The 24,926-nt window shown below is 61.2% G+C and carries 24 protein-coding genes; 12 read left to right on the top strand and 12 right to left on the bottom strand.

All coding sequences use genetic code 11. From position 1 onward, the window contains the following. Positions 1 to 31: 31 nt before the first annotated feature. Positions 32 to 1,939 (bottom strand): sulfatase-like hydrolase/transferase, encoded by a 1,908-nt coding sequence (locus tag U1A53_RS02365; protein ID WP_322278755.1) that lies wholly within the window; start codon positions 1,937 to 1,939, stop codon positions 32 to 34. 142 nt (positions 1,940 to 2,081) lie between these two features. Here U1A53_RS02365 and U1A53_RS02370 point away from each other — a divergent pair, with 142 nt between their 5' ends. Next, the gene (locus tag U1A53_RS02370; RefSeq protein WP_322278756.1) at positions 2,082 to 3,503 is read left to right on the top strand and encodes a DUF1501 domain-containing protein; all 1,422 of its coding nucleotides are present in this window, start codon (positions 2,082 to 2,084) and stop codon (positions 3,501 to 3,503) included. Here the strand turns inward: U1A53_RS02370 and U1A53_RS02375 are convergent, their stop codons facing one another. Then, positions 3,504 to 4,853 (bottom strand): Gfo/Idh/MocA family oxidoreductase, encoded by a 1,350-nt coding sequence (locus U1A53_RS02375; RefSeq protein ID WP_322278757.1) that lies wholly within the window; start codon positions 4,851 to 4,853, stop codon positions 3,504 to 3,506. Positions 4,854 to 4,979: 126 nt separating this feature from the next. Here U1A53_RS02375 and U1A53_RS02380 point away from each other — a divergent pair, with 126 nt between their 5' ends. After that, the gene (locus U1A53_RS02380; RefSeq protein ID WP_322278758.1) at positions 4,980 to 5,615 is read left to right on the top strand and encodes a cyclase family protein; all 636 of its coding nucleotides are present in this window, start codon (positions 4,980 to 4,982) and stop codon (positions 5,613 to 5,615) included. On the opposite strand, the gene U1A53_RS02385 is transcribed toward U1A53_RS02380, so the two are convergent. Continuing rightward, positions 5,612 to 6,412, bottom strand: a complete 801-nt coding sequence (locus tag U1A53_RS02385; RefSeq protein WP_322278759.1) for a rhomboid family intramembrane serine protease — start codon at positions 6,410 to 6,412, stop codon at positions 5,612 to 5,614. The two genes, U1A53_RS02380 and U1A53_RS02385, sit on opposite strands and share 4 nt — an antisense overlap. 13 nt (positions 6,413 to 6,425) lie before the next feature. Continuing rightward, complete coding sequence (locus U1A53_RS02390) at positions 6,426 to 7,724, bottom strand: ABC transporter permease (protein ID WP_322278760.1); 1,299 nt, start codon at positions 7,722 to 7,724, stop codon at positions 6,426 to 6,428. Positions 7,725 to 7,822: 98 nt separating this feature from the next. On the opposite strand from U1A53_RS02390, the gene U1A53_RS02395 reads away from it, so the two are divergent. Beyond that, positions 7,823 to 8,491: a DUF4412 domain-containing protein gene (locus U1A53_RS02395; protein WP_322278761.1), complete on the top strand. Its 669-nt coding sequence runs from the start codon at positions 7,823 to 7,825 to the stop codon at positions 8,489 to 8,491. Between the two features lies 1 nt (position 8,492). On the opposite strand, the gene U1A53_RS02400 is transcribed toward U1A53_RS02395, so the two are convergent. Together U1A53_RS02400 and U1A53_RS02405 are read right to left on the bottom strand one after the other, a co-directional pair. Further along, on the bottom strand, positions 8,493 to 9,518 hold the full coding sequence (locus tag U1A53_RS02400) for a beta-ketoacyl synthase N-terminal-like domain-containing protein (RefSeq protein WP_322278762.1): 1,026 nt from the start codon (positions 9,516 to 9,518) through the stop codon (positions 8,493 to 8,495). Beyond that, positions 9,515 to 10,738, bottom strand: coding sequence for a beta-ketoacyl-[acyl-carrier-protein] synthase family protein (locus U1A53_RS02405; protein ID WP_322278763.1), 1,224 nt, complete (start codon positions 10,736 to 10,738; stop codon positions 9,515 to 9,517). The genes U1A53_RS02400 and U1A53_RS02405 overlap by 4 nt, the downstream gene beginning before the upstream one ends. A gap of 44 nt (positions 10,739 to 10,782) precedes the next feature. Between U1A53_RS02405 and U1A53_RS02410 the strand changes: the two genes are divergently transcribed. Together U1A53_RS02410 and U1A53_RS02415 are read left to right on the top strand one after the other, a co-directional pair. Then, a complete protein-coding gene (locus tag U1A53_RS02410; RefSeq protein WP_322278764.1) occupies positions 10,783 to 12,045 on the top strand; it encodes an AMP-binding protein in 1,263 nt (420 codons plus the stop codon). After that, the gene (locus U1A53_RS02415; RefSeq protein WP_322278765.1) at positions 12,042 to 12,704 is read left to right on the top strand and encodes a class I SAM-dependent methyltransferase; all 663 of its coding nucleotides are present in this window, start codon (positions 12,042 to 12,044) and stop codon (positions 12,702 to 12,704) included. The genes U1A53_RS02410 and U1A53_RS02415 overlap by 4 nt, the downstream gene beginning before the upstream one ends. Here the strand turns inward: U1A53_RS02415 and U1A53_RS02420 are convergent. After that, positions 12,654 to 13,481, bottom strand: a complete 828-nt coding sequence (locus tag U1A53_RS02420; RefSeq protein ID WP_322278766.1) for a polysaccharide deacetylase family protein — start codon at positions 13,479 to 13,481, stop codon at positions 12,654 to 12,656. The two genes, U1A53_RS02415 and U1A53_RS02420, sit on opposite strands and share 51 nt — an antisense overlap. Continuing rightward, entirely contained in the window at positions 13,478 to 14,413 is a 936-nt protein-coding gene (locus U1A53_RS02425; protein ID WP_322278767.1) for a hypothetical protein, read from the bottom strand. The genes U1A53_RS02420 and U1A53_RS02425 overlap by 4 nt, the downstream gene beginning before the upstream one ends. Before the next feature lie 88 nt (positions 14,414 to 14,501). On the opposite strand from U1A53_RS02425, the gene U1A53_RS02430 reads away from it, so the two are divergent. The 4 genes from U1A53_RS02430 (at position 14,502) to U1A53_RS02445 (ending at position 17,874) form a co-directional block, all read left to right on the top strand. Further along, positions 14,502 to 16,052, top strand: coding sequence for a tryptophan 7-halogenase (locus U1A53_RS02430; RefSeq protein WP_322278768.1), 1,551 nt, complete (start codon positions 14,502 to 14,504; stop codon positions 16,050 to 16,052). Positions 16,053 to 16,116: 64 nt separating this feature from the next. Then, positions 16,117 to 17,202 carry a chorismate synthase gene (gene aroC, locus U1A53_RS02435; RefSeq protein WP_322278769.1) on the top strand — a complete coding sequence of 362 codons (1,086 nt, stop codon included), beginning with the start codon at positions 16,117 to 16,119 and terminating at the stop codon, positions 17,200 to 17,202. A 4-nt stretch (positions 17,203 to 17,206) separates the two neighbouring features. Then, positions 17,207 to 17,458, top strand: a complete 252-nt coding sequence (locus U1A53_RS02440; protein WP_322278770.1) for a hypothetical protein — start codon at positions 17,207 to 17,209, stop codon at positions 17,456 to 17,458. Then, entirely contained in the window at positions 17,455 to 17,874 is a 420-nt protein-coding gene (locus U1A53_RS02445; protein ID WP_322278771.1) for a hypothetical protein, read from the top strand. Before U1A53_RS02440 ends, U1A53_RS02445 begins: the two co-directional genes overlap by 4 nt. Positions 17,875 to 17,899: 25 nt before the next feature. Here the strand turns inward: U1A53_RS02445 and U1A53_RS02450 are convergent, their stop codons facing one another. Then, positions 17,900 to 19,348, bottom strand: coding sequence for a C39 family peptidase (locus U1A53_RS02450; RefSeq protein ID WP_322278772.1), 1,449 nt, complete (start codon positions 19,346 to 19,348; stop codon positions 17,900 to 17,902). Positions 19,349 to 19,408: 60 nt separating this feature from the next. After that, entirely contained in the window at positions 19,409 to 20,719 is a 1,311-nt protein-coding gene (locus tag U1A53_RS02455; RefSeq protein WP_322278773.1) for a glucose-1-phosphate adenylyltransferase, read from the bottom strand. A 127-nt stretch (positions 20,720 to 20,846) separates the two neighbouring features. On the opposite strand from U1A53_RS02455, the gene U1A53_RS02460 reads away from it, so the two are divergent. Beyond that, entirely contained in the window at positions 20,847 to 21,812 is a 966-nt protein-coding gene (locus U1A53_RS02460) for a c-type cytochrome domain-containing protein (RefSeq protein ID WP_322278774.1), read from the top strand. 21 nt (positions 21,813 to 21,833) lie between these two features. Further along, on the top strand, positions 21,834 to 22,358 hold the full coding sequence (locus tag U1A53_RS02465) for a peroxiredoxin (RefSeq protein ID WP_322278775.1): 525 nt from the start codon (positions 21,834 to 21,836) through the stop codon (positions 22,356 to 22,358). A gap of 114 nt (positions 22,359 to 22,472) precedes the next feature. Here U1A53_RS02465 and U1A53_RS02470 read toward each other — a convergent pair whose 3' ends face one another. Beyond that, positions 22,473 to 22,760 carry a glycine zipper domain-containing protein gene (locus U1A53_RS02470; protein WP_322278776.1) on the bottom strand — a complete coding sequence of 96 codons (288 nt, stop codon included), beginning with the start codon at positions 22,758 to 22,760 and terminating at the stop codon, positions 22,473 to 22,475. A gap of 108 nt (positions 22,761 to 22,868) precedes the next feature. Between U1A53_RS02470 and U1A53_RS02475 the strand changes: the two genes are divergently transcribed. Next, entirely contained in the window at positions 22,869 to 24,281 is a 1,413-nt protein-coding gene (locus U1A53_RS02475) for a class II fumarate hydratase (RefSeq protein WP_322278777.1), read from the top strand. A gap of 24 nt (positions 24,282 to 24,305) precedes the next feature. Here the strand turns inward: U1A53_RS02475 and U1A53_RS02480 are convergent, their stop codons facing one another. Beyond that, entirely contained in the window at positions 24,306 to 24,830 is a 525-nt protein-coding gene (locus tag U1A53_RS02480; protein WP_322278778.1) for a universal stress protein, read from the bottom strand. Positions 24,831 to 24,926 lie beyond the last annotated feature (96 nt).

Here is a 24,926-nt window from a genome sequence, read left to right on the forward strand (position 1 = left end):
TTTTGTTGCCTTATTTCAGCAACTTGAACGCTTACTTCTTCCCCTTGCCCTTCTTTTTCTTCGATGGTGGCTCACCAGCGTCTTCAAAGGCAGGTTTCCCACCGTTCAGGCCAGCGAGAAGGCGGGCGACGTAGCCGGCGAAGCGGCCATCGGGCGATTCGCCTTTGGCGGGAAGGGTTTTGAGTTGTTCGGCGATGGGCTTGGCCTTGTCGCCGAGGTCATCGATGGCGTTGAGGGCGCTCATGGCGGTGAAGACGTTGTGCTGGCTCCAGTTGGCGAGATTCACGAGTTTGGTCAATGCGGCGGGGCGGTCGTAGTCGTTGCCGTGTTTGGCGAGCGCCCAGTTGGCGGCGACTTGGACGTGCGTGGAGCTATCGCGAGCGGCTTTCGCCAATTCCTGTCGGGCTGCTTCGACTCCAGTCGTGCCGCGCATGAGGATGCCCATGGCGCTCCAGTAGCGGATGGCGTTGTCACTGTCGGCGAATCCTGCTTTGAGGTCGGCGATGGCGTCGGGCTTCATCGAAGAAGCGTTACCGGCGGCTTTGAGGATGCGGGCGAGGGGATACAGCTTGTCATCGTGGCCCATGTCGTAGGGCGTGGTGCCTTCGGAGCGCTGGTGCATCTCGCCTTCGGGCAGCAGACCAACATCGCGGATTTTCAGCGCGAGGTTCTCTTGAGCGGTGCGCATTTTGGCGAGTGTTTCGGCGTGTTCGGGCTTGGCGGCGAGGTTGTGGACTTCGTCGGGGTCGCTTTGCAGGTCGTAGAGTTCCTCGGCGTCCTTGGGTTCCTTCCAGAAAATGGACTGCTCGGGTGTGGCTTTGCCGTCGTCGAAGGCTTTGCGCCAGACTCGCGTGCTGGGGGTCTCAAATTGATAACTGACATGCTGCGCCTGGGAGAGATGCGGCATGAAGTTGCGCAGATAGACGAAGCGTCCGTCCGTCACGCTGCGCACGGTGTCGATGCGCTCGTCCATGCGGCCGCGGAAGCCATAAACGAAAGGCTGTGGCTCGGTTTGGAATTTTCCAGCGAAGGCGTGGCCCTGCATCCACTCCGGCGGCTGCACGCCGATGATGCTGAGCAGCGTAGGCGCGAGATCGACAAAGCTGACGAGGCGGTCGGACTTCAAGCCAGCGCCGTATTCCTTCGGCGCGAGGTGTTTCCAGTTCGGCGGGAAATACACGACCATCGGCACCTGGAGGCCGGAGTTGCAGGGCCAGCGTTTGTTGCGCGGCATGCCGCTGCCGTGGTCGGCGTAGTAGAAGATGATCGTGTCAGCAGCGAGACCGGCTGCTTCGAGTTCGGCGAGGCGTTTGCCAGCGGAGGCGTCGGCCAGCGTGACCTGATCATAATACTGCGCCCAATCCTGCCGCACTTCGGGCGTATCGGGATGATACGCGGGCACACGGACCTTCGCCGGATCGTGAATCGCCTCGTGCGGGCGTTTGCGGAGCTGGCTTTCGTGGCTGCAGGTCTCGTTGAAGATCGCGAAGAAGGGCTGGCCATCCTTGCGGTTCTTCCAATGCGCGTTGCCGGACGACAGATCCCACACGCCTTCGGGCTTCTTGAGGTTGTAGTCCTCCTTGCTGTTGTTGGTGCAGTAGTAGCCGGCCTCTCGGAGGAACTGTGGATACATCTTCGTGCCCTTCGGCATCTGCGTCATGCTGCGCATATGCTCGCCGCCCGTCGAAGGCGGATACATGCCGGCGATGAGCGTTGTGCGTGCCGCGGCGCAGACGGGGGCGTTTGACCACACGCGCTTGAAGAGCATGCCCTTGGCGGCAAGCGCATCGACATTCGGCGTGGTGGCAAACGTGTCGCCGTAGCAGCCCATGTGCGGGCCGTGGTCCTCGCTTGTGAGCCAGAGAATGTTGGGGCGGTCAGCGGCGAAAGCTGAAAGCTGAAAACTGAAAGCTGAAAGGAGGATGCTGAGGAGCTTCATGGGGCGCTGAGAACGGCGGCATGTTTGTCGATCCTTCATTTCAATGCGTTTGCATGGACAAAGCCGCCTCCCCTGATGTGTTCTCGTGCCGCTGGGGATAGACAGCATCGTCAGACGACGATTTTCATGCCAGACTGCCACTATGAACCTCCGCCAAGAACTTCAGGCCGAATACGCCCGCTACCGCAGCCGCCGCTGGTTTTTCAAAGAGTGCGGTGTGGGGCTGGCGAGCATCGCGGCGATGGATCTGGCCGTGAAGGCGGCTCCGGCGGTGGTGAATCCGCTCGCGATCAAGAAACCGCATTACCCGGCGAAGGCGAAGCGCGTGATCTACCTGTTCATGGGCGGAGCGCCGAGTCATCTGGAGTTGTTCGACAACAAGCCCGAACTCGCGGAGTGGGACGGCAAACTGCCGCCGCCGGATTTGCTCAAGGGCTATCGTGCCGCGTTCATCAATCCGAACAGCAAGCTGCTCGGGCCGAAGTTCAAATTCGCGCGGCATGGTCAAAGCGGCGCGGAATTGAGCGAGCTACTGCCGCACACGGCGAAGATTGCCGACGATCTGACGATTGTGCGCTCGATGAAGACGGACGCCTTCAATCATGCGCCGGGGCAGATCTTGATGAGCACTGGCTCGCAGATCTTTGGTCGGCCGAGCTTTGGCGCATGGACGCTTTACGGACTGGGCACGGAGAATCAGGACATCCCCGGCTATGTCGTCATGCAAAGCGGCCAGAAGGGCCCCAGCGGCGGCATGAGCAACTTCGGCTGCGGCTTTTTGCCAACGGTTTATCAAGGCGTGCCCTTCCGCAGCAGCGGCGAACCGGTGTTGTTCCTGAACAATCCGCAGGGTGTCGATGATGCCACTCAGCGCGACACGCTGGATGTTTTGAAGCAGCTCAATGAGGAGCGGCTCAACATCGTGGGCGATCCCGAGATCGCCAGCCGCATCAACAGCTTCGAGCTGGCCTATCGCATGCAGCAGACCGCGCCGGAGCTGATGGACATCTCGAAAGAGCCGAAACACATCCTCGACATGTATGGCGCGAAGCCTGGCGAGGCATCGTTCGCGAACAACTGTCTGCTCGCGCGTCGGCTCATTGAGAGCGGTGTGCGCTTTGTGCAGCTTTTTCATGAGGCGTGGGATCATCACGGCGGTCTGGTGAAGGGCCTGAAGGATCAATGTGGCCTCACCGACCAGCCCTGTGCCGCGCTCGTGCGCGATTTGAAGCAGCGTGGTCTCTTGGAGGACACGCTCGTCATCTGGGGCGGCGAATTTGGCCGCACGCCGATGGTGCAGGGGGGCAGCGATGGGCGCGACCATCATCCGAATTGCTTCAGCATGTGGTTTGCCGGCGGCGGCATGAAACCGGGCTTCACGCTCGGTCAGAGCGATGAATTTGGTTTCAACGTCGCGGAAGATCCCGTTCACGTTCACGATCTGCACGCCACCCTGCTGCATCTGCTCGGTTTCGAGCACACGAAACTCGCCGTGAAGTTCCAAGGACTCGACATGCGCCTCACGAACGTGCATGGCGAGCTGGTGCCGAAGTTGCTGGCGTGATCAGATGCCGTAACCTGCGCGATAGGCTTTGTGGATGATCGCGTCCGCTTCGGGCGTGTTGGGCGATTTGAGCGCGTTCGTGTCCCATTCGACGCGTTTGCCGAAGCGCACGGCGAGGAGACCGACGAGCAACGATTCGGTGAAGGGGGCAGAATACCAGAAACCACTCTTCGCATCCTCGGGTTTGCCGGTTTTGCAGGCTTCGAGGAATTCTTTGCGATGGCCGCTCAGGCAGCGCGGGATCGTTTTGGCGGGGATGACGAACTGCTGCATTTTCGACTCGGGCACAATGCGTGGAGTGCCGGACCAGCCACCGGCGAGGATGCAGCCTTTGTCGCCGACGAAATAGATGCCGTTGTCGCCGAGGTTACGGGTTTCTTCGAGGCCTTCGGGACGTGGTGGTAGCTTGCCGCCGTCATACCAGACCATTTTCACGGCGGGGCGGTCGCCTTTGGCGGGGAAGTGGTAGGTGATGATGCTCCAAACTGGGAAGGACTGGTTGTTGTTCGGGCCGTTTTCGGCCTCGACCCAGTCGGGCGCGTCGAGATCGAGCGCGTAGAAGGCGGGATCGGCGTTATGCACGGCCATGTCGCCGAGCGCACCGCAGCCGAAGTCCCACCAGCCGCGCCATTTGCGCGGGCAGAAGTCGGGGTGATAGGCGCGCTCCTTCGCCGGGCCGAGCCAGAGGTTCCAATCGAGGTTCTTCGGCAGCGGTGGCGTGTCGGTGGGATAGGCCTTGCCTTGGGAATCCCAGAATTTGCCAGGGCGGTCGGACCACACATGCACTTCGGTGACTTTGCCGATGGCACCGGCCTGAATCCACTCGCGAGTGAGGCGGATGCCTTCGCTGGCGTGGCCCTGATTGCCCATCTGTGTGACGCGGTTGGTTTCCTTCGCGACATCGCGCATCGCACGTGCTTCGGCGATGGTATGGGCAAGCGGCTTCTCGACATAAACGTGACGGCCCGCCCGCATCGCCATGATGCTCGCGGGCGCATGCACGTGATCCGGCGTGGCGACGAGCACGGCGTCGATGTCCTTCTGCTTCTCAATGAGTTCGCGGTAATCGCGGTAGAGCTTCGCTCCGGGGTATTTTTTGATCGTGCCGGCGGCGTGATCGAGATCGACATCGCAAAGCGCGACGATGTTGGCGAGGCCGGACTCATCCAGGTCGCGGATGTCGCCGCCGCCTTGTCCGCCGATGCCGATGCAGCCGAGGTTGACCTTTTCACTCGGCGGCGTGAAGCCGGGGCCGCCGATGACGTGACGCGGGACGATTTGGAAGCCGAAGACCGTTGCGGCGGCGGTTTTGACAAACTGGCGGCGAGGAAGCGTGGAAGGCTGGGGCATGCGCATGCAAACGGGCAGCTTCAGCCCGCTCTTGCGCCGTCGCTTGCCGCCCCGATATCCAGGGGCTCGCTGTTAAAGCTGTCTTTCAGTGTGTCAATAATGCAGGTTGTGTCGTATTTATTGCCTATGAAACGCCCTTGGAAAGACGTCTCCGTGTCGCTGCGCGACGGCATGGTGACCTGGCCCGGTGATCCCGAGTGCCACATCAAGCGCGTGAACCGCATGGAAGACGGCGCGGTGTGCAACCTGACTCACCTCAGCATGAGCGCCCACACCGGCACGCACATGGACGCGCCGCGGCATTTCATCGCGGATGGCATCACGATGGAGCAGATGCCATTCGAGGCGGTGATCGGCCGCTGCCGCGTGTTTGAGATCGAGTGCGAGGATCAGATGCAGATCACGGTGGATGATTTGAAGAAGCTCAAACTCTCGCCCCGGCAGCGTGTGTTGTTCAAGACGCGCAATTCAACACGGAGCTGGGCGATGAACGAGTTCGACAAAGACTTCATCTCCATCCGCGCCGACGCCGCGCAATACCTCGTCGATCACGAGGTCATGACGGTCGGGGTCGATTACCTCAGCATCGGCGGTCATGGGAAGGATGTTGTCGAAACGCATCAGATCCTGCTCGGCGCGGGCATCTGGGTGATCGAGGGCCTCAACTTGGCCGAGATCAAGCCCGGCTACTACGAGCTGATCTGCCTACCGATCAAACTCGAAGGCGCGGACGGGGCACCGTGCCGGGTGGTGCTGCGCTAACCGGCGCGGCGTTTCATTTCATCGCTCGCCTTGTCCAGAATGCGGCGCTCCTCGGCGGTGAGGCTTTGCATGCCTTGACGACTGATTTTGTCGAGGATGTCATCGACGGTCGGAGTGGCATTTTTCGCGGGCTTTTTGGCCTTGGGAGAGGGTTTGGGCATCGAGGGCAGCTTCAACTCGCCTGTTTCGTAACGGATGAAAGCGTAGGCGGTGCCGACGTTGGCGGCGAGGAGGAGCAGGGAGGCCCAGTCGCGTGCGGCGAGACTGCTGAGGGCATTCAGACCGACGAAGATAGCGGCAAGCACCCAGGCGTCGATGGTGAGGATGATGATGCTGATTTTCGCACGCGGATAAAGCGTGGCGAAGGCGATGAAGACGCCGAACTCGAGCTGCATTATGCCTGCGCAGGCGAAACCGCGAACACCTGCGAGGCCAAACAAAGTGATCAGCAGCGGTGAGACCAGCAAAAGCAAGGCCAGCAGGCGCACGAAGGCACGGCGGCCGAGATGGCGCTCCACGGCCTCGCCGAAATTCCAGAGCAGGTAGCAGCCAATGAGAATCCACAGGCTGGGTGGATTGACGATGACGTAGGTCAGCGGCGTCCAGAGATGGAGCTGGTTGAAGGTACTGTCGAAGGTGAAGACAAGGTGCGCCATGACGCCGTAGCCGAGCACGGCGGTGACGATCATGCTCGCGGCACCGACGAGCGCGATGATTGCGGCGAGATAGACGGGGTGCTGCTTCCACCAGGTCAGCGGGAGGCGGTCTTGAGATTCGGGGAACCAGGAATTGAACATGGGATGATGAGTTTCACTTTCGCACCCGATCCACGAGCACGGCACTGAGAATGACGAGTCCGAGGACGATTTTCTGGGTGTTGCTCTCGACGTTGGTGAGGTTCATGCCGTTTTGAATCACAGCGATGATGAAAGCGCCGATCAAGGTGCCGGACATGGTGCCTTTGCCGCCGCTGAGACTCGTGCCGCCGACCACGACAGCGGCGATGACATACAGTTCATACATCTGGCCGTAGGTGGGCGATCCGCTTTTGAGCAACGATGCCGTGACCACACCGCCAAGGCCTGCGAGCAGGCCGCAGAGGATGTAGGCGATGAGAATGACGCGTTTCACCGGTACACCGGAGAGGAACGCGGCCTCGGTGTTGCCACCGACGGCGTAAAGATGACGGCCGAGGCTGGTTTGAGTCATCACGACATGCGCGGCGGCGTAAAGCAGCAGCATGAGCACGACGGCGTTCGGCAGGCCGAAAAGGTCGGACCCACGACCGAGCCAGACGAAGGAGTCCGGCACCTGATAGACGGATTGATTCTCCGCCAGACGATACGCGAGACCGCTGCTCACGAGCATCATGGCCAGTGTGACGATGAAGGGCGGCATGCGCAGGCGTGTGATGAAGGTGCCGGAGATCAAGCCACACACGCCGCACAAGGCGATGCCGCCGAGGCCTGCCAGGAACATTTCCATCACACTCGCGCTCGTGCCTTCAAAACAATCGCGCACGATCATCGCCGTGACGACGGCGGAGAGAGCGATCAGGCTGCCCACGCTCAGATCAATGCCACCGGTGATGATGACCAGTGTCATGCCGATGGCGAGAATGGCGATGACGGCGATTTGATTGGCGATGTTGAGCAGGTTGTCCGCTTTGAGGAAGTTCGGCCATGCCTGCGATCTCGGTTTGAGCACGCGAGCGTCCTTGAGCGCGGGGAAGTCGGTGGCGAGATCGCTGAACACGAGCCAGGAGGCCGTGGCGTGATTGCAGGCGATGACATCGAGCCCGCCGGAGGTTGCGGCGCGTTGCAATGCGACACGGGCGTCTTTTGGCTCGCCCTTCACGATTTCGCCACGAGAGCCGAGCGCGGCGTTCAGAGCTTCCGCAAAGGCGATGTCCTCGGCCTGCGGGCGCACGACGATGAGCACTTTGGCATTGGGAGCGATCTGTGCGGCCAGTTGTTTCGCCGCCGCCGCGTCCTGCGGATGTTGCTCAGTCCAGGTGACGATGCTGAAGAAGGCGCAGAGCAGCAGCAGCGCGACGAGCATGCCGGAACCAGCAAGGTGATGGCGGATGAAGGCAAGGAGGCGGCTCATGCGGAAAGAACGATCATGCGGAGTGGATGAACGCCGTTCAAGACCGGAGATGATCAGGATTGACCGCACAAACAGTCATGGGGTAGCCTCAAGGCATCATGAAAACCTCCATTCGCGTTCTCGCCGTCCTGTTTTGCACTGTCGCGTTCGCTCGTGCGGACTGGGTCATCATTCAGAAGACCAACACCGCTGGTGAGGAGAAGGAGACGGTCACGAAGATCAAAGGCGAGCAGGCGCGTGTGGATGTGGGGACGCAGATGAGCGTGATGGTGGGGGCGGAGGGCATGATGATGCTCATGCACACGCAGAAAGTGCTCATGAAGATGGATCTGGCGACGATGAAGACGGCGCTGGAGATGGCGGCCAAGGCCTCGGCCCCGCTCGACAAGCAGCCGGCCACCAAGCCGGTGGCGACGGGGCAAAAAGAAAAGATCGGCGACTGGGAGGCCGAGATTTTCACCTGGGAAGGCCAGCTCGGCAAAGGGCGCTTTTGGGTGGCGAAGGACTTTCCGAAGTTCGCGGAGATCAACGCGATCAATGACAAGCTGGGCAAGGCGATGGGCAACGCGATGGCCGGTCTCGCACCTCAGGCGTCTGATTTCAGCGGCATGGTGGTGAAGTCGGAGATGACGATGATGGGCAAAAACATGGTCACTCAGCTCATTTCCGCGAAGGAGCAGGAGGTGGATGCCAAGGAGTTCACCGCCCCGGAAGGCTATAGTGAAATGAAGATGCCGATGGCGCCGGGTGGAGCGCCGCCGAAGTGAGTCATGGCGTCAACACGCACGCGTAGGCCGCCGTGTTGGCGCCGGGCATGGAAATGACCACAGGCTGCTGCGTTTCACGTGTTGCCAGAGTTCCGAGCACAAGCTGCAAGGCCGCGCTGGCGCCCATGCTCTCGCCCAGAACGAGCTTCGGGCTGAGCACGGTCTGCCATGGGCTCCCAGACCACGCGGTTGTCTCCGCACGGTCGAGTTTGGAGATGCCGGTGCGGTCGTCGATGAGGGTGGCTGGTTCGCGGAGCTTTGCCTGTGTTTGTGCCGCAAGTTCCGGCAGCAAGGCGCAGCGTTCTTGCCAGGAAAGATAGGCCAGCGGGCCGATCACATCACGCACACGCGGGCCGCCACTGCTGGCGGAGAGCAGCAGCGCACCTGCTCCTTCGGACGCGATGAGCTGTGGGTGATAATAGGTGAGCGCCTCGGCGCTGAGCCAGTCGCACTCTTCGGCGGCGATGAGCAGGCATTCCTCGACGAGGCCGCTGTGAATCCAGAACGTGGCGGTGTCGAGCGCCTCCATGATCGTGTTCGGCGCGCCCACGAGCGTGCTGACCGCACCGTCGATGCCGAGGAAGGAGGCGAGGTGCGAGGCAGGTGCGTTGAACACGGTTTCCGGGAAGATGAGCGGGCTGGCTTGCGCGGGATTTTGCAGCACCTCGTGGTAGAAGCGGCCTGTGTAGTTCACACAGCCGTTCATCATGATGAAAAGGATGCCCAGCCCCTGTGGCGGAGCCGCAGGGTCGTGCCCGGCATCGGCCAGCGCCTCGAGTGCGGCGGCCACCGAGTAGCGCGTGATGGCACTTGAGCGGCGGAGGCGTGGATGACGCGAGATCTTTTCCGGCGGCACGGCGGGAACGAGGCGCGTCTCGCAGGGCCAGGTGCGCTCATCGCCGGGACGTGCGCAGCCGGTGGCTGGCAGCGGCGTTCCAGCACGCACGGCCTTGAGCAGGTCAGCGGCGCTCCAGCCTGCGGCGCTCACGGCTCCAACACCGCGAATATGGATGTCGCTCGTGTTCATGCGGTCCTCCTTTGCAGGACGAGGGTCGCGTTTGTGCCGCCAAAGCCGAAGGAATTGGTCAGCGCATGCTCCAAACGGGCTTGGCGGAATTTTTGCACGAGGTCAAAGCACACGGCGGGATCGACCTCGCGCACGTTCAGGCTCGCGGGGAGCCATTGGCCGCGCAACGCCATCAGGCAGATCACCGCCTCGACTGCTCCGGCACCGCCGAGGAGATGACCCATCGCCGATTTGGTGGAACTGACGGGAATGTTTTTCACAGCATCACCCGCCCAAGCGGCGATGGCGGCGGCTTCGGCCACGTCATTGAAGGGCGTGCCGGTGCCGTGGGAGTTCACATAGCCAATTTGCGCCGGAGAAACACCGGCCTGGGCGCAGGCGCTCGTCATGGTGCGGATCGCGGCTTTTCCCTCGGGGTCGGGCTGCGTGAGGTGATGCAGGTCGGTGGCGGTCGAATAGCCGGCCACATCTCCCAGCGCGTCGCTTTGGCGCGCATCCTCGGCTTCGAGCAGCATCACGGCGGCACCTTCACCCAGCGCGAGGCCATCGCGCTGCGCATCAAAGGGGCGTGGAATGCCGCTGGGGGCGAGGGCGTGCAGGCTGTCGAATCCGGAAAACACGAGTTTTGCGAGCGCATCGTAGCCGCCAGCGATCACGCGTTTGGCCCTGCCAGAACGAATCATGTCGGCCGCCCAGCCGATGGCGTTGGCACCGGAGGCGCAGGCGTTGGAAACGATGATGACCGGGCCACGCCAGCCGAATTCGGCGGCGATGCTGCTCATCTGGCGCTGTGGCTGGTAATGCTCCGCACGGGAAAGCTGGGAGGGGACACGTCCTGCATCCTGGCGCGCGTTTTCGAAATAGGCCTCGCCCAGCGGCATCGCCCCGGCGGAGGTGCCGATGACCATCGCGTCGATGCCGTCCATGGTTTCACGCCCGGCCTGGGCCAGCGCTTCGCGGATGGCAAGGAGCAGCATGCGCGTGCCGCGATCGACGAAGGCCTGTTTGTGCGCGGAAACACGGTGAAACAGGTTTTCCGCAGGCACATCGACCACCCCGGCAGTTTTGGCGATGAGACCGGTCGTGTCGAAAAGCTCGACCGGCCGGAACGCGATGCGATCCGCCGCCAACGACTGCTCATTCGCCTGCCAGCCCAGGCCCAGCGGCGAAACAATCCCGGCTCCGGTGATGGCGATGCGCTGGCGTGGGGGTGGCGGCACGGAAGAAAAGATTGGAAACAGGTGAGATTCGTCGCGCACGGTGGTTGAACTGCCCACGCAAGTGTTCATTCTACGGCACGACGCAGGACATGGATTACGCCTCGTCGCAAGGACTGCAAATGTTTGGTGAACGCTGGGAACGTATTGTGGCAGAGCGCGGCGCGCAGGCGGCCCTGTATCTAGCCGACGGCAGCGCCACGACCTTCCGCCAGCTTGATGACGAAGCACGGGCGATGAAGCCTGCTGGGGATCACGTTTTGGTGCAGGGCGATGCGCCGGAGGTTTTGCGTGCGTTGCTGGCCGGGTTTCTCCACGACGTGTCGGTGCATCTGGTGGAAAAAGACCGTCAGCGCCGTGTTCCGTCCATTCCACCGCCCGCAGGCACCGCACTGATCAAACAAACCGTCGGTGGTTCTGGTCTGCGTCGCTGCCAATTCTTCACGCTCGATCAAATCGCCGCCGATGTGGACCGCCTGCATGCGGCGCTCGATCTTGGCGCGCACGGCGTGGGGGTGGCGGCGATTTCATGCGCGCACTCGTTCGGCCTGACGATGACGGTGCTGCAAACGCTGTTCAACGGCGTGCCGACTTGTTTTGCGCCGCAGCCGTTTGCCCAACCGTTGATGGAGGCGATGAAACATCACGCGCGTGTCTTTCTGCCGGGCGTTCCGGCCTTGTGGAAGGCCTGGCTGATGGGCGAGGTGCGGTTTGGCAATGTCAGCCTTGCGATTTCCGCCGGATCACCGCTCACACTCGAACTGGAGCGTCTTGCGCTGGAGAAGCACGGGCTGAAGATTCATAACCTGTATGGCACGAGCGAATGCGGGGCGGTGTCGTGGGATGATTCGGACGTTTTGCGCAGTGATGCGCGTGATCTCGGCTCACTCCTGCCCGGTGTGCAGACACAGACGGATCATAAAGGCCGCCTGGTCGTCACCAGCAGTTCGGTGGGCCTTGGGTACGATGAATTGCTGCCGGAGGAGCGCTATGGCGGCGGTTTTTTCACCACCAGCGACCAGATCGACCCGAGTGGAGAGCGCTTGATGTTCGAACAGTGCATCGGAGGCGGCATCAACGTGGCCGGCCGCAAGCTGAGCCCGGCCGAGATCGGCGAAAAGATCAAGCGTGCCGCAGAGCTGCCGAGGGTGACGATTCGAGGGGCGTCGAGCCGTGATCCCGAGCGCTGTCAGGATATCGTGGCCGAACTCGATGTGCCACAGGCGGAGATCGACGCCGCGTTCAAAACCAAAGCCTGCTCATTGCTGGCACCGTGGGAAGTGCCGCGTAGATGGATTGGAAAATCATGAATACCCCGCTGCCTGCCGCCGCCTTGAAACACATCGCCTCGCTCAGCGCCAAGCGCTGGGACCGCTGTTACACGGCGATGAAGCTGCGTTCAGACCCGGTTTATACGGCGGTGACACGTGAGCTGGCCGGATCAGCGCTGCCGGTGCTCGACATTGGTTGCGGCCTCGGCCTGCTGCCCTTTTATCTGCGTGAATCCGGCTTCACGCCGGACATCATCGGCTTTGATTACGACACGCGGAAGATCGCCAGTGCGCAAGTCATGACAGGGCAGGGTGGTTATGCGGGTTTGAGCTTCATGGCAGGCGATGCGCGCACCGGACTGCCGGATTTTGGCGGAAATGTGGTGATCCTCGACATCCTGCAATTCTTCACGCGTGTGGAGCAGGAGACGCTGCTGCACGCGGCGGCGGCCCGAGTGGAGGAAGGAGGGAAATTGATCATCCGCAGTTGTCTGGCGGATGATTCGACGCGTTTCCGCATCACCGTGGCGGGTGATTGGTTCGCCAAGCTGACGTTTTGGATGAAGGCGGCGCCTGTTTGCTATCCCGACCGTGCTTTGTTCGAGTCCGTGCTCAGTTCCGCCGGGCTGCGGGTGCGCGCGGAGCCGTTATGGGGCGGAACGCCGTTCAACAACCACCTCATCGTTGCTGAACGTTAGCGCGCCCGGCTCCGTGCCACATTCCAGGCCGCTTTCCGCCAACAACGCCACCACGGACTGCGCGACTTCGATGGCGATGGGCGTGGCCTCATGAATCAGGACGATGGAACCCGGTTTCAGCCGGTTGCGGATGCGTTGCGTGACGAAATGCACGTTTTGAATCACACCGTCGAATCCTCGCGCATCCCAGAGCATCATCTTCAGGCCCAACGCCTGCGCGACGAGGGCGGTGAACATGTTGTGATGACCGGCGGGCGGGCGGAAGAAGCGCGGTGGATGTTCCGGGCAGATGGAGGTGAGCGTCTCCTGGCAGCCGGCGATCTCGCGCCACAAGCCTGCCGGGCGCAGCGCCCAGAAGGTGGTGGCGGGATGCGTCTGCGTGTGATTGCCGACCTCATGACCGCGCGCGACGATCTCACGCACGAGTTCGGGATGCTGTGCCGCCCGATCACCGATGAGGAAAAAAATCGCCTTGATGTGGTGACGGTCGAGGATGTCGAGAATCGCGGGTGTGTGCTGTGGATGCGGGCCGTCGTCGATGGTGAGCAGCGCGCGGTTTCCAGCCTGCGGCAGCCGTTTGATCATGCGGCCGAACAATGCGCAACGCGGCACCAACGTGCCGATCGTGATGGTGGTGAGCACGGTGCAGAACAAAAACACCGCCGCGCCCACCCACCCCTGCCAGACCAGCCAGCCGACGATCAGCAGCGGCGTGAACGAGATGGCGAAGCGAAGATACGCGCGTTGCAGGCAGCGATGGCGTGATTCTGCATTCATGCCGGATCGCGGGTGACGAGCGGTTCAAACACAAACCATTGGTCCCAGTGTCGTGAGAGGAAATCATGCATCACCGGCACCCAGGCGGCGCTGACTTCGGCCGCCTTGGGCTTGCGCCCGCCTGGATGGAACGGCTTGCCAATTTCAATGCGATAAGCAAGCCGACCACGACGGCTCAAGAAGACGGGGTAACACGGCACGCCGGTCACTTCAGCCAGCACGAGCGGTCCACGGGGAATGAGATAGGTCACACCGTCGATGCTGGCGTGCGTGGGTGCCACATCGCCCATAACGCGGTCGCCCTGGACGCAGACGACCTCGCCGGCGAGCAGCTTGCGGCAGAGTTCCATGCCGAGGTGGCCGCCGGGTTCGTTGTAATGGACGTGCAGATGCGGGTGGCGGCGCTCCTCCTCGCGCAGTTCTTCCTCGCGCAGTTTTTGCAGCGATGCCGTGGCCTCAGGCATGCGCACGGTGTGGATCGGGCGGCCAAACTTGCGTGCGAACAGCCCGGCGCCGATGTCGTAGTTGCCGGAATGCACGGTAAAGACCAACGCTCCTCCCGCCGTCTTTTGCAGCGCCTCGAAATCCTCCTTGCCGATGATTTCCCAATTCACCTCACGCTGGAAATGCAGATGCCACAGCCGGTCCAGATAGGTCAGCGCAAACTGGAGGAACACCTGGAAGCCCGCCAGGGCGCTGGAACCCCGGCCCGGCATGAGGGCGTTGAGATTCGCACGCACCGCCTCACGCTGCGGCACCGCCAGCAGATAAGTCACCGCCGTCACTGGATAAACGAGCGCCGTGATCACAAAAGCGGGCAACCAGCGCATCATAAACAGCATCAGACGCGTCCAGAACGCCGCATGCAGGCCCATACGTGCAGGGGCGGCGTGCGTCTGCGGCTGGTGGCTTGCAGTTTCGGCGGATGGCATTATTTAGACGCGGACAAGGGTAGGCGGGAGGCGTTCTGTTTCGACCGTCACACCGCCTCCGACAACTGACTTTTTCACCTCTCACGCCATGACGACACCTGCAGCCGATTACGACGTGGTCATCATGGGCGGGGCGTTTTCGGGCGCGGCGGCCGCCATGCTGCTGAAACGCGACCATCCCGACATGCGTGTGCTGATCGTCGAACGCACCGTGCATTTCGACCGCAAGGTGGGCGAAAGCACCTCCGAGGTCGCCGGCTGCTTCCTCACACGCGTCCTGCACCAGTCCAGCCACCTGAGTGCCAAACACTACCAGAAGCACGGCCTGCGCATGTGGTTCTGCAAAACGCCCGAAGACTCCGTCGATGATCTCACGGAGATCGGCCCGCGCTTCCAGTCGCGTCTGGCGACCTTTCAGCTCGACCGCTCGATTCTGGATGAGCATCTGCTCCAAGAAGCCTGCGATTTTGGCTGCGAGCTGCTGCGGCCAGCCACGATCAAATTGATCACACTGTCCGAGAGCGAGGCACCGCACACGCTCGAAATCATGCCGCAGGAAGGGCAGATGCGCACCATCACCACGCGCTGGCTCATCGACGCCTCCGGCAAAGCTGCCTTACTCGCCAAAAAGCTCGGCATTCACCACTCCATCGGCGACGAGCATCCCACCTCCTCGGTCTGGTGCCGCTTCCGCAACGTCAATGACCTCGACAGCTTCAAGAGCCGCAAGATGTTTCCGAAGCTCGCGACAGAGGCCAAATGCATCCGCACCACGGCCACCAATCACCTCATGGGCCGCGGCTGGTGGTGCTGGATCATTCCGTTGTCGGATGGCAGCTTCAGCGCCGGTGTCACCTGGGATCGTCGTTTGTACACGCTGCCGGAAGGGCCGTCCCTCGTCACCCGGCTCCAGGCGCATCTGGTGAGCCATCCTGTGGGCAGGCTGATGTTTGAAAACGCCATCCCGGACGCGGACGACACGTTCTATTACAAGAACCTCGGCTACCACGCCGAATACATCGCCGGGAACCGTTGGGTGATGGTCGGCGACGCTGCCGGGTTCATGGACCCGCTCTACAGCCAGGGCCTCGACTTCTGCGGTTACACGGTCTTCGCCGCCAGCGAACTCGTGCGTAAAAATCTCGCCGGTGAGGACACGCAGATGATCACCGACTACCTGAACACGGCCTACCCGCGCAGCTACCGCACCTGGTTCGAGGCGCTCTACAAAGACAAGTACACCTACCTCGGCGACGCGGAACTGATGCACGCCGCCTTCCTGATGGACCTCGCGACCTACTTTCTCGGCCCGGTGCGCGGTGTTTACACCAATCCCGCGCTCGAATGGACGCTGATGCCCTATGACGGTCCGGTGGGGGCTTTTTTCGGCAGGTTCATGGCCTTCTACAACCGCCGCCTCGTCTGCATCGCGCAGGAGCGTGTGCGCAAAGGCATCTACGGGCGCAAGAATCACGGCCACTTCCTTGCACCGCGCATGAGCATGTCCCCCGACACTTCGGCGGGCCGCCTGCTCTTCGACGGCATCATGGTCTGGCTCAAAGCCGAGTTCAGCACCTGGATGGCCCCCGCTCCGGCGAAGGATGCCATCCCGATGACGGAGAAGCCGGTGGAGGCGTGAATCATCGGCGCAGGCGAGCACGAGATATTTGCAGCACGTTCATCCCCGGCCATGATGCGGTCTCATGTCCAGCAGTCTCGGCACACTTTTCCGCATCAGCACCTGGGGCGAATCCCACGGCCCCGGCGTCGGCGTCGTCATCGACGGCTGCCCGCCGCGCATTCCTCTGACGGTGGAGGACATCCAGGCAGAACTCGACCGTCGCCGTCCCGGCCAGAGCAAGATCGTCACGCCACGCAAAGAAGACGACAAAGCCGAAATCCTCTCTGGCGTGCTCGACGGGCAGACGCTCGGCACGCCGATCGGAATCTTCGTGCGCAACACCGACCAGCGCCCTTCGGCCTACACCGAAATGCAGCAGGCGTACCGGCCCAGCCACGCTGATTACACCTACGACGCCAAATACGGCATCCGCGCCGTCTCGGGCGGCGGCAGATCGAGCGCGCGTGAAACGATTGGCCGCGTCGCGGCCGGTGCCATCGCCCGCAAGGTGCTGCAGCACTCGATTTCCGGCTACGAATGCCTCGCCTACGTCAAAACGGTGCAGAACATCCACGCTGAGGTTCCGACCGGTGCCGCACTGAATTCCGCTGTCATTGAATCCAACATCGTCCGCACCTGCGACCCCGCCGCAGCGGAGAAAATGATCGCCCTGATCGAAAACATACGCAGCGAGGGCAACAGCGTCGGTGGTGTGATCGAATGCGTCGTGCGTGGTGTGCCGCCCGGCCTTGGCGAACCGGTGTTCGACCGCCTGGAGGCCGATCTGGCCAAGGCGATGCTCAGCCTGCCGGCAACGAAGGGTTTTGAAATCGGCAGCGGTTTTGCAGGCTCGAAAATGACCGGTCTGGAGCACAACGACGAGTTCTACATGGATGGAGAAAACGTCCGCACTCGAACCAACCGCAGCGGCGGCGTCCAGGGCGGCATCAGCAACGGCGAGGACATCGTCTTCCGCGTCGCCTTCAAACCCACCGCCACCGTGTTGCGCGAGCAGAAGACCGTGACCAACACTGGCGAGGACACCACGCTCTCCGCCAGAGGCCGCCACGATCCCTGCGTTCTCCCACGCGCCGTGCCGATGGTCGAGGCGATGGTGCATCTGGTGCTGGCGGATCACTTTCTGCGCCAGCGGGCGCTGCGAGGGTGATGTCATGCGCTGGCTGGTCTTGCTGCTGATGGTTCCACTTGGAGCCGCTTCCAAGGAGGTGGAGATTCCATGCACGACCTGGTTTGAGGGCCACATCACGGCTGCTGATGTCATCGTGATTGCCGAAGTCGTGCAGGCTGAGTCGGAGGTGATTCAATCGCCGGGCAAGGCTCTTCTGAAGGAGTCGTGCGTTTTGCGCATTCAGGAGGTGATCGGGAAAGCCCAAAGCTCCATGCGGCCACGACGGTTCGATTGAGCAAAGAGCATCCTCATGATCTTTATGAGCAGATCGATCCAGGCTGGGGCGATTACCGTCACCTGCGAGCGGGCCAGAAGGCGGTGCTGCTGGTTCACTTTTATGAAAACAATGTGGCCATCGGCAGTGATGCCGTGATCGTGTTGAACGCAGAAAACCAGTCGTTGCCCGAGATCTTGAGGCGCACGGGTTTGGACTGCTCTCTCCTCACGGACGCGGATCTTGCTGTTTGGAAGACGGCAAGCCCGAGGATGTATCCGGAACTGGCCGCACGCGTGGCCTACGAACGTGAATTGCGTGAGGAAGAGCGAAGTAAATCAGTGCTTACCTGGACCGAATGGCTGGTTCTTGGAAGCATCATCATAGTCTTGATGTTCGCCGTCTCACGGGTTGTGAGACGGATCAAACGAGCATGAGTTTGTTCTCCGTTTACAGCGCGAATTAAAACCCCACGACCCAGTATTCCTGCTGAGAGATCATCTCCGCTTCAGGAATGGTGATCCAGCGCTCCTTGTAGCGTTCGCCCCAACTGTCGCTGAAGGCGATTTCGTTGGTCTCTTTGTTGTAACCGATGATGAGGACGACGTGGCCCTGGTCCTTCTCTTTGCGAAGCGTGGCCGCGCCATTGGTTTCGGCCAGTTTGGCCTTCCAGGCGGTCAAATCGGTCATGTCCTGGCGGTCTTTGGTGCGCTTGTTGGCCAGATCGTTGAAGGCATCCGTACTGTAGAGACCCCAGATCACCGGAACGCCTTTGTCGATGTACTTTTGCAAGTCCTTGAGCTTGAACTCGCTCTGCCAGGAGTCGAACGAGCGGCCTTTGCGGCGGATGTCGCTGCGCACGCCTTCCAGCAGCATCTGCACGCTGGTGCCGCCGCCGATGTTGGTCTCGCCAGCCATCGCCAGCACATACATGTCCGCGGGAACGCTGAGGTAACGCATCGCACGCTCCGCCGTGGCGGGAACACAGTAGCCTTTCGGTCCTTGATCCACCATCGGGATCTCGCTGATCACGACATCGCCGTTCGGGCGCTTCTCCACATTTGCCAGGGCACGATCACGGATGATTTTGTCACCGGTCATTTTGACCTTGCCACCAGCGTCGGACACTTCGGTGGTCACCAGCTCCACGCCAACATACTCGCCCTCCTGCTCGCGCAGCAGGATCGAGTGACCGCGCCAGTCCCAGCGGAGCATGGTGTCGCGTGCCTCGCCGTCGCCAAAACGCTGCTTCACTGGTTCGCCCAGCTTCTCGGAGAGCTTCGCGGTGATGGCCGCCACATCCGCCTTCATGGCCCTTTCCAAGATCGCCAGGGCCTGGGCTTTGGGCGTGTTGCGGTCCACGCGATTGTTGTTTTCGCCGTCCATGCCGAAGAGGTCGCCCTTGTTGGCAAACACCAGCGAGAGGTTGGTCGTCAGTCCGTCGGCGGCATAGAGCGCCACGGAGTAGGGCCGGGCGCCGAACATGCGGAAGGTGTCCTTGGGATAGGAGCGGAAACTACTGGAGACCTTGGTCTCTGATTCTTTCTTGAGTTCCAGCTTGCCTGCCACTTCGTCCGCCTTGGTCTGCCACAGCATCGCGTCCGCGAACAACGGCAGGCCGACAACTTCGTTCACGACTGCCGGGTCCAGCTTGTCGTTCGGGCCGTTGAATTTCAAAACAGAGGATTTCTTCACATACTCCTGATCCGCAGGCGAAAACGTGTTAATCCCCAGCGTGAAGCGCTGGCCGCCGGCCATTTCGATCGTCACCTGATCTCCTGCGGTGCCGACGAGTTTCGCCTGGATCGCCTTGCCCTGGGTGTTGGTGAAGGTGCGGAGTTCAGACGATTGCGCGCTCGCCGTGGCGAGGATCAGTCCGAGAACAAGGAAAACGCAGGATGCATGCTTCATGGCGGCGTTTTAACGTAACGTGCCGTGCTTGTGAAGCATGAAATTTTGGCGGGCACCCCGTCAGATCCACGTACCCGCCGGAATGATGGCGTCCTTGGGAATGCAGACGATGCCGTCACGGATGTAGAAGTTGTCGCCGTCCATCTCGCTGGGCTTGCCTTCAGGAGTGATGACGACGTTGTCACCGATGTGGACGTTTTTGTCGATGATCGCACGCTCGATCCGGCAATTGCGGCCGATGCCGGGCGGCGGACGGTCCGGGTCTGTGCCGGCGGCTCCAGCGTAGAAGTCGGCACCCATGATGATGGTGTCGCGGATCGTCGCGCCGGGCTCAATCTTGGAGCGGACACCGATGACGGCGGTTTCGATGTGGGCATCGGTGACGATGCAGCCGTCGGCGATGAGCGCGTGATGGATGGTGGCACCGTTGATCTTCGTGGCGGGCAACGCACGGGAGTGGGAGAAGATAGGGGCGGTGGAGTCGAAGAAATCGAACTGCGGGACCAGTTTGCAGAGATCCAGATTGGCCTGGAAGAAGGAACGGATGGTGCCGATGTCCTCCCAGTAGCCTTGGAAGTTGTAGGTGTGCACACGGCGGTCTTTGATCGCCGTGGGAATGATGTGCTTGCCGAAGTCGTTGTGCGTGTTGTCCAGGCACTCTTCGAGCACCTGACGGTTGAAGAGGTAGATGCCCATGGAAGCCTCAAACCGTGGCTCGTCGGTGGGCAGCCCCATTTTGCGCAAGGTCTCCACCGGCATACTGAGCTTCTTCAGCACGGCGGGATCCTTGGGTTTCTCGACGAACTCATAGACGCGGCCGTTTTCATCCGAGTGCATGATGCCGAAGCCGGTCGCGTCCGTCGCGTTCACCGGTAGCGTGGCGATGGTGAGATCCGCCTCATGCGCGAGGTGCTCGCGCATCACTTTGCGGAAATCCATGCGGTAGAGCTGGTCACCGCTGAGGATGAGGAAGTAGTCGTGTCCGCCATCGAGGAAGTAGCGCAGATTTTGCCGCACAGCGTCGGCGGTGCCCTGGTACCAGCGCTCGCCCTCCGGCGTCTGCTGCGCGGCGAGCACCTCGACAAACCCCCGTGTGAACTGGTCGAAGCGGTAGGTGCGCGAGAGGTGGCGGTTGAGCGAGGCGCTGTTGTACTGCGTGAGCACATAGACCTGACGCAGGCCGGAGTTGATGCAGTTGCTGATGGGAATATCGACGAGGCGATACTTGCCGGCGAGCGGTACGGCGGGCTTCGCGCGATCCTTGGTCAGCGGAAAGAGCCGCGTCCCGGCTCCGCCGCCCATGACAATGGCCAAAGTGCTGCGGCGAAGGACCGAATCAGCTTCGATTTGGGCGGAGGTGGGCGTGCTCATGATTGGTAGTTGGGTTGCTCATCATTTCTCTGAAACAAGACAGGCAGGCAAGCGTTATCCCTGCCCCTATTTTGGCGGGCAGACGCGCCTCGCAATTATTTTTAGTTCTATCACCCTCCCCAACCACATGTCCACTCCTGCGTTTCGTTTCACACTATTTGTCGCCATCTGCCTGTCCGTGTCCTCCGCATTTGCGGCGGTAAACTTTGAAAAAGACCTGCTTCCCGTCATCACCAAGAAGTGCATCGAGTGTCACAAGGCTCCCTTCGAAGAGAACGGTAAAAAAAAGGAACCCAAGGCTGGCCTGCGCCTCGATGCCTCCTGGGCCATCCTGAAAGGCAGCGAAAACGGCCCTGTGCTCACGCCGGGTGCTCCTGACAAGAGCGGCATTTACGAGTCTGTCATGCTGCCGAAGGATGACGACGGCCACATGCCGTCCAAAGGCGAGGATCTCACCCCTGCGGAGATCAAGCTGCTCAAAACCTGGATCGAGGAAGGCGCGAATTTCGGCGGCTGGGTCGGCAGTGTGGCAGGCATGCCCGCCGGTGCCCAGACCGAGTCGGCGAAGCCCTTCAAGCCCCGCCCTCACGATTTGTTCTACGCCAGCCTCGAAAAAGAAGTGAAGCCACTCTCCGATGACCTTCTCGCCAAGGCGAAGGCCGCCGGTGCCCAAGTTGCCCCGGTAAAAGTCGAAAGCCCGCTCGTGCGCGTCGATTTCCTGACCGGCGTCTCCAAGTGCGATGACGCCAAAGTCGTCGCCATTCTGCCGATCAAAGAAAACATCGTCCAGCTCGATCTCGGCCGCACCATCATCACCGACGGTGCCTTGAAGACCCTCGCGCAGCTTCCCCGCCTCGTTTCCCTCGATTTGCGCCAGACCAAAATCACGGACGCTGGTCTCGAAGCACTCATCGGGCTCAAAAAGCTTGAGAGCCTCAATCTCTACGGAACCGACATCACCGACGCCGGATTGAAGCACCTCGCCAAAATCAAAAGCCTCAAAAATGTCTATCTCTGGCAGTCCAAGGCCACCAAGGCCGGCGTAAAACAACTCGCCAGTGCCATCCCCGGTCTCAAAGCCAGCATCGAATAACCCAGTCTTTACGTTATCCTCATGAAAACGCGCCTCCTTATGCTTACCGCCCTGTTCAACGCTCTCTTTGGCACCGCCGTCGCCGGAGAAGGTGAAAAGGTCAACTACGACGCCCCCGCCGTCTCCGGCATCAATCAAGACGGCGCCACCGTCAACTTTGCCGACGTGTACAAGAAAGGCCCCATCGTTGTCTTTTTCTACCCGAAGGCTGACACCCCCGGCTGCACTAAGCAGGCCTGCTCCCTGCGCGACGCCTTTGCGGATCTGACCAAGGACGGCGTGCAGGTACTCGGCGTCTCCTTCGACAAGCCGGACGCTCAGAAAAAGTTCAAGGACAAGTTCACGCTGCCCTATGACCTCATCGCCGACCCCGAGGGCAAGATCGTCGCCGCCTTCAAGGTGGAGAAAATGCTCAAAGGAGCGCTCTCGCTCGCCAAGCGCAGTTGCTTCCTCATCAAGGACGGCAAGGTCGTCTGGCAGGACTACCAAGCCAGCACCGACCAGCAGGCCGCTGACATCAAGCGAGTGCTTGGCGAGCTGAAGTAGAGCGAGCGCACCGACGAGGGGCCACACGACGGCAAAGAAACATCCACCGTGGCAAGACAGTGGATGCTATTCTTTATCGATCCCAGTTTGGCTGAACTAAACGTCGCGGATCAATTAGCGGCGACGTCTGTCCATCGAGCCACCGATCACGTTCCCAGCCAGGGCACCGACGCCAGCGCCAACGGCGGCACCGCCGAGGCTTCGGGAAGCGAGTCCGCCCACGGCTGCTCCGCCGAGGGCACCGATGACAGTTCCCTCACGGGCACGGGGTCCGCTGGTGCAGGAAACCAATGAGGATGATGTGAGTAGAGTGCAAAGTAAGAGCGTTTTCATAGCAAGAGTGTTTTTACGCCAAATAATACGAGCGGGCACCGCATCGCCACCCATCCGCAGGCAAGACATATTCAAAATAAAAACACAGCCAGAAAGCTGCCATCTGCGATTGTGCTGCGCGCAAATCAGAACCTCATCGGCATTTTATCTTTCGTTTTCTTGCGTGCATAGTCTGGCATGAGCACGCGCATCGAAACAGACAGCATGGGCGAGATGTCCGTGCCGGTGGACGCCTTGTATGGGGCCAGCACACAACGCGCCGTACTGAACTTCCCCGTCAGCGGGCGGCCCATGCCCTATCCCATCGTGCATGCGTATGGTCTCATCAAGTGGGCCGCAGCTCGTGTGCATCACGAGCTGGGACTCCTGCCGAAGGACCAGGCGGAACTCACCGAACAGGCCGCGCTCGAAGTGGCGGAAGGGAAACTCGACGCCCATTTCGTGCTCGACATCTATCAGACCGGTTCCGGCACGAGCACGAACATGAACGTGAACGAGGTCATCTCGAACCGCGCGTGCCAGTTGGCTGGCAAACCCATCGGAGCGAAGGATCCCGTCCACCCGAACGACCATGTGAACATGGGGCAGTCATCCAACGACACCTTCCCCACTGCCATGCATGTGGCTGTCGCGCAGGAGCTGCAGAACAAGCTTCTCCCCACCCTTGAAAAACTCCAGGTCGCGTTGACGACGAAGGGGGAGGAATTCTGGGACGTGCTCAAGATCGGCCGCACCCATCTCATGGACGCCACGCCTGTGCGGCTCGGCCAGGAGTTCAATGGCTACGCGCGACAAGTCGAACACGGCGTGGACCGCGTTCATAAAGCCCTCAAGGCCATCGCCGAGCTTCCTCTCGGTGGCACCGCTGTCGGCACCGGGCTGAATGGTCACCCTGACTTCCCCGCGAAGGCCATCGCATTGCTCGCGGAGAAGACCGGCATTCCGTTCCGCGAGGCGAAGGATCACTTCGAAGCCCAGTCCTCCAAAGACGCCCTCGTCGAAGTCAGCGGCCAGTTGAAAACCATCGCCACCAGTCTTTTCAAGATCGCCAACGACATCCGCTGGCTCGGCTCCGGCCCGCAATGCGCCATCGGCGAGATCGCACTGCCTGCCACCCAGCCCGGCAGCAGCATCATGCCCGGCAAGGTGAACCCGGTGATGTGCGAGAGTCTCATGCAGGTCTGCGCGCGGGTCTTCGGCAACGACGCCACCGTCACCTGGTGTGCCGCCGCTGGCAGCAATTTTGAGCTCAATGTCATGATGCCCGCCCTCGCCGCCGCCTTGCTGGAGAGCATCGAACTGCTGACAAACGCCTCCAAAATCTTCTGCGAACGCTGTGTCGTCGGCATCGAGGCCAGGAAACAGCGCTGCAACGACTTGATCGAATATAGCCTCGCGATGGTCACCGGACTGAACTCAAAAATCGGCTACGACAAGGCCGCGGTGATAGCGAAAGAGAGTGCGAAGACCGGCATCCCCGTGCGCACTCTCTGCATGGATCGCCTGAGCGAACTTGGCATCACCGAAACCGAACTGAATGAAGCACTCGACCCCGCGAGGATGTGCGCACCTGCTGTGACAGCCTCCTAACGTTTTGTACTTACGTCCAAGCAGTCAAAGAGGGGCAGGTGTTCCACCCAACGCGCCGATCAGCGTGCCAGTCTTCATGCTGCGCCGGGTTTTCTTGGCGGCTGCCTTGAGAGGAGTGGTTTCAGGCGCAGGCATGCTTGGTATGACCAGCACGGGCCGGGCGGCGTGCTTGATGATCCCTTCCGTGACCGAGCCGACGATCAGATGGTACAGCGCACCGTGCCCGTGCGATCCCATGATGATGACATCTGGATTGAGCTGTCTGATCTGGGCCAGAACGGTTTCCAGCAGCAGGCCGCCAAACAGTTGCGCCGTCGCGTTGACGCCTTGCTCCATCAGGGAGTCACGCATGGCGAGCAGTGCCCGCTGTCTTTCCTTAAAGATATCCGGGGGGACGGCGGGAGGTTCAAAATCCACCACCAGAGGCTCCGGCGGCACGACATGCATGAGAACAATGTCGCTGCCAAAAGCTTTCGCATGAGCATGTGCGTGCTCCACGATCTTCGGGGTGACATCTGAGAAATCGATGAGGGCAAGAATGGTTTTCATAGCTTGAGGGGGTGGTTTGTCGGCCTTTCAGCGCCCCGCTGGATGATACGCGTTTCGATGCCTCCCGGGTTGGGCTTATCTCCAGGCATTCAAAAT

The organism is Prosthecobacter sp. (assembly GCF_034366625.1).
GTDB lineage: Bacteria > Verrucomicrobiota > Verrucomicrobiia > Verrucomicrobiales > Verrucomicrobiaceae > Prosthecobacter.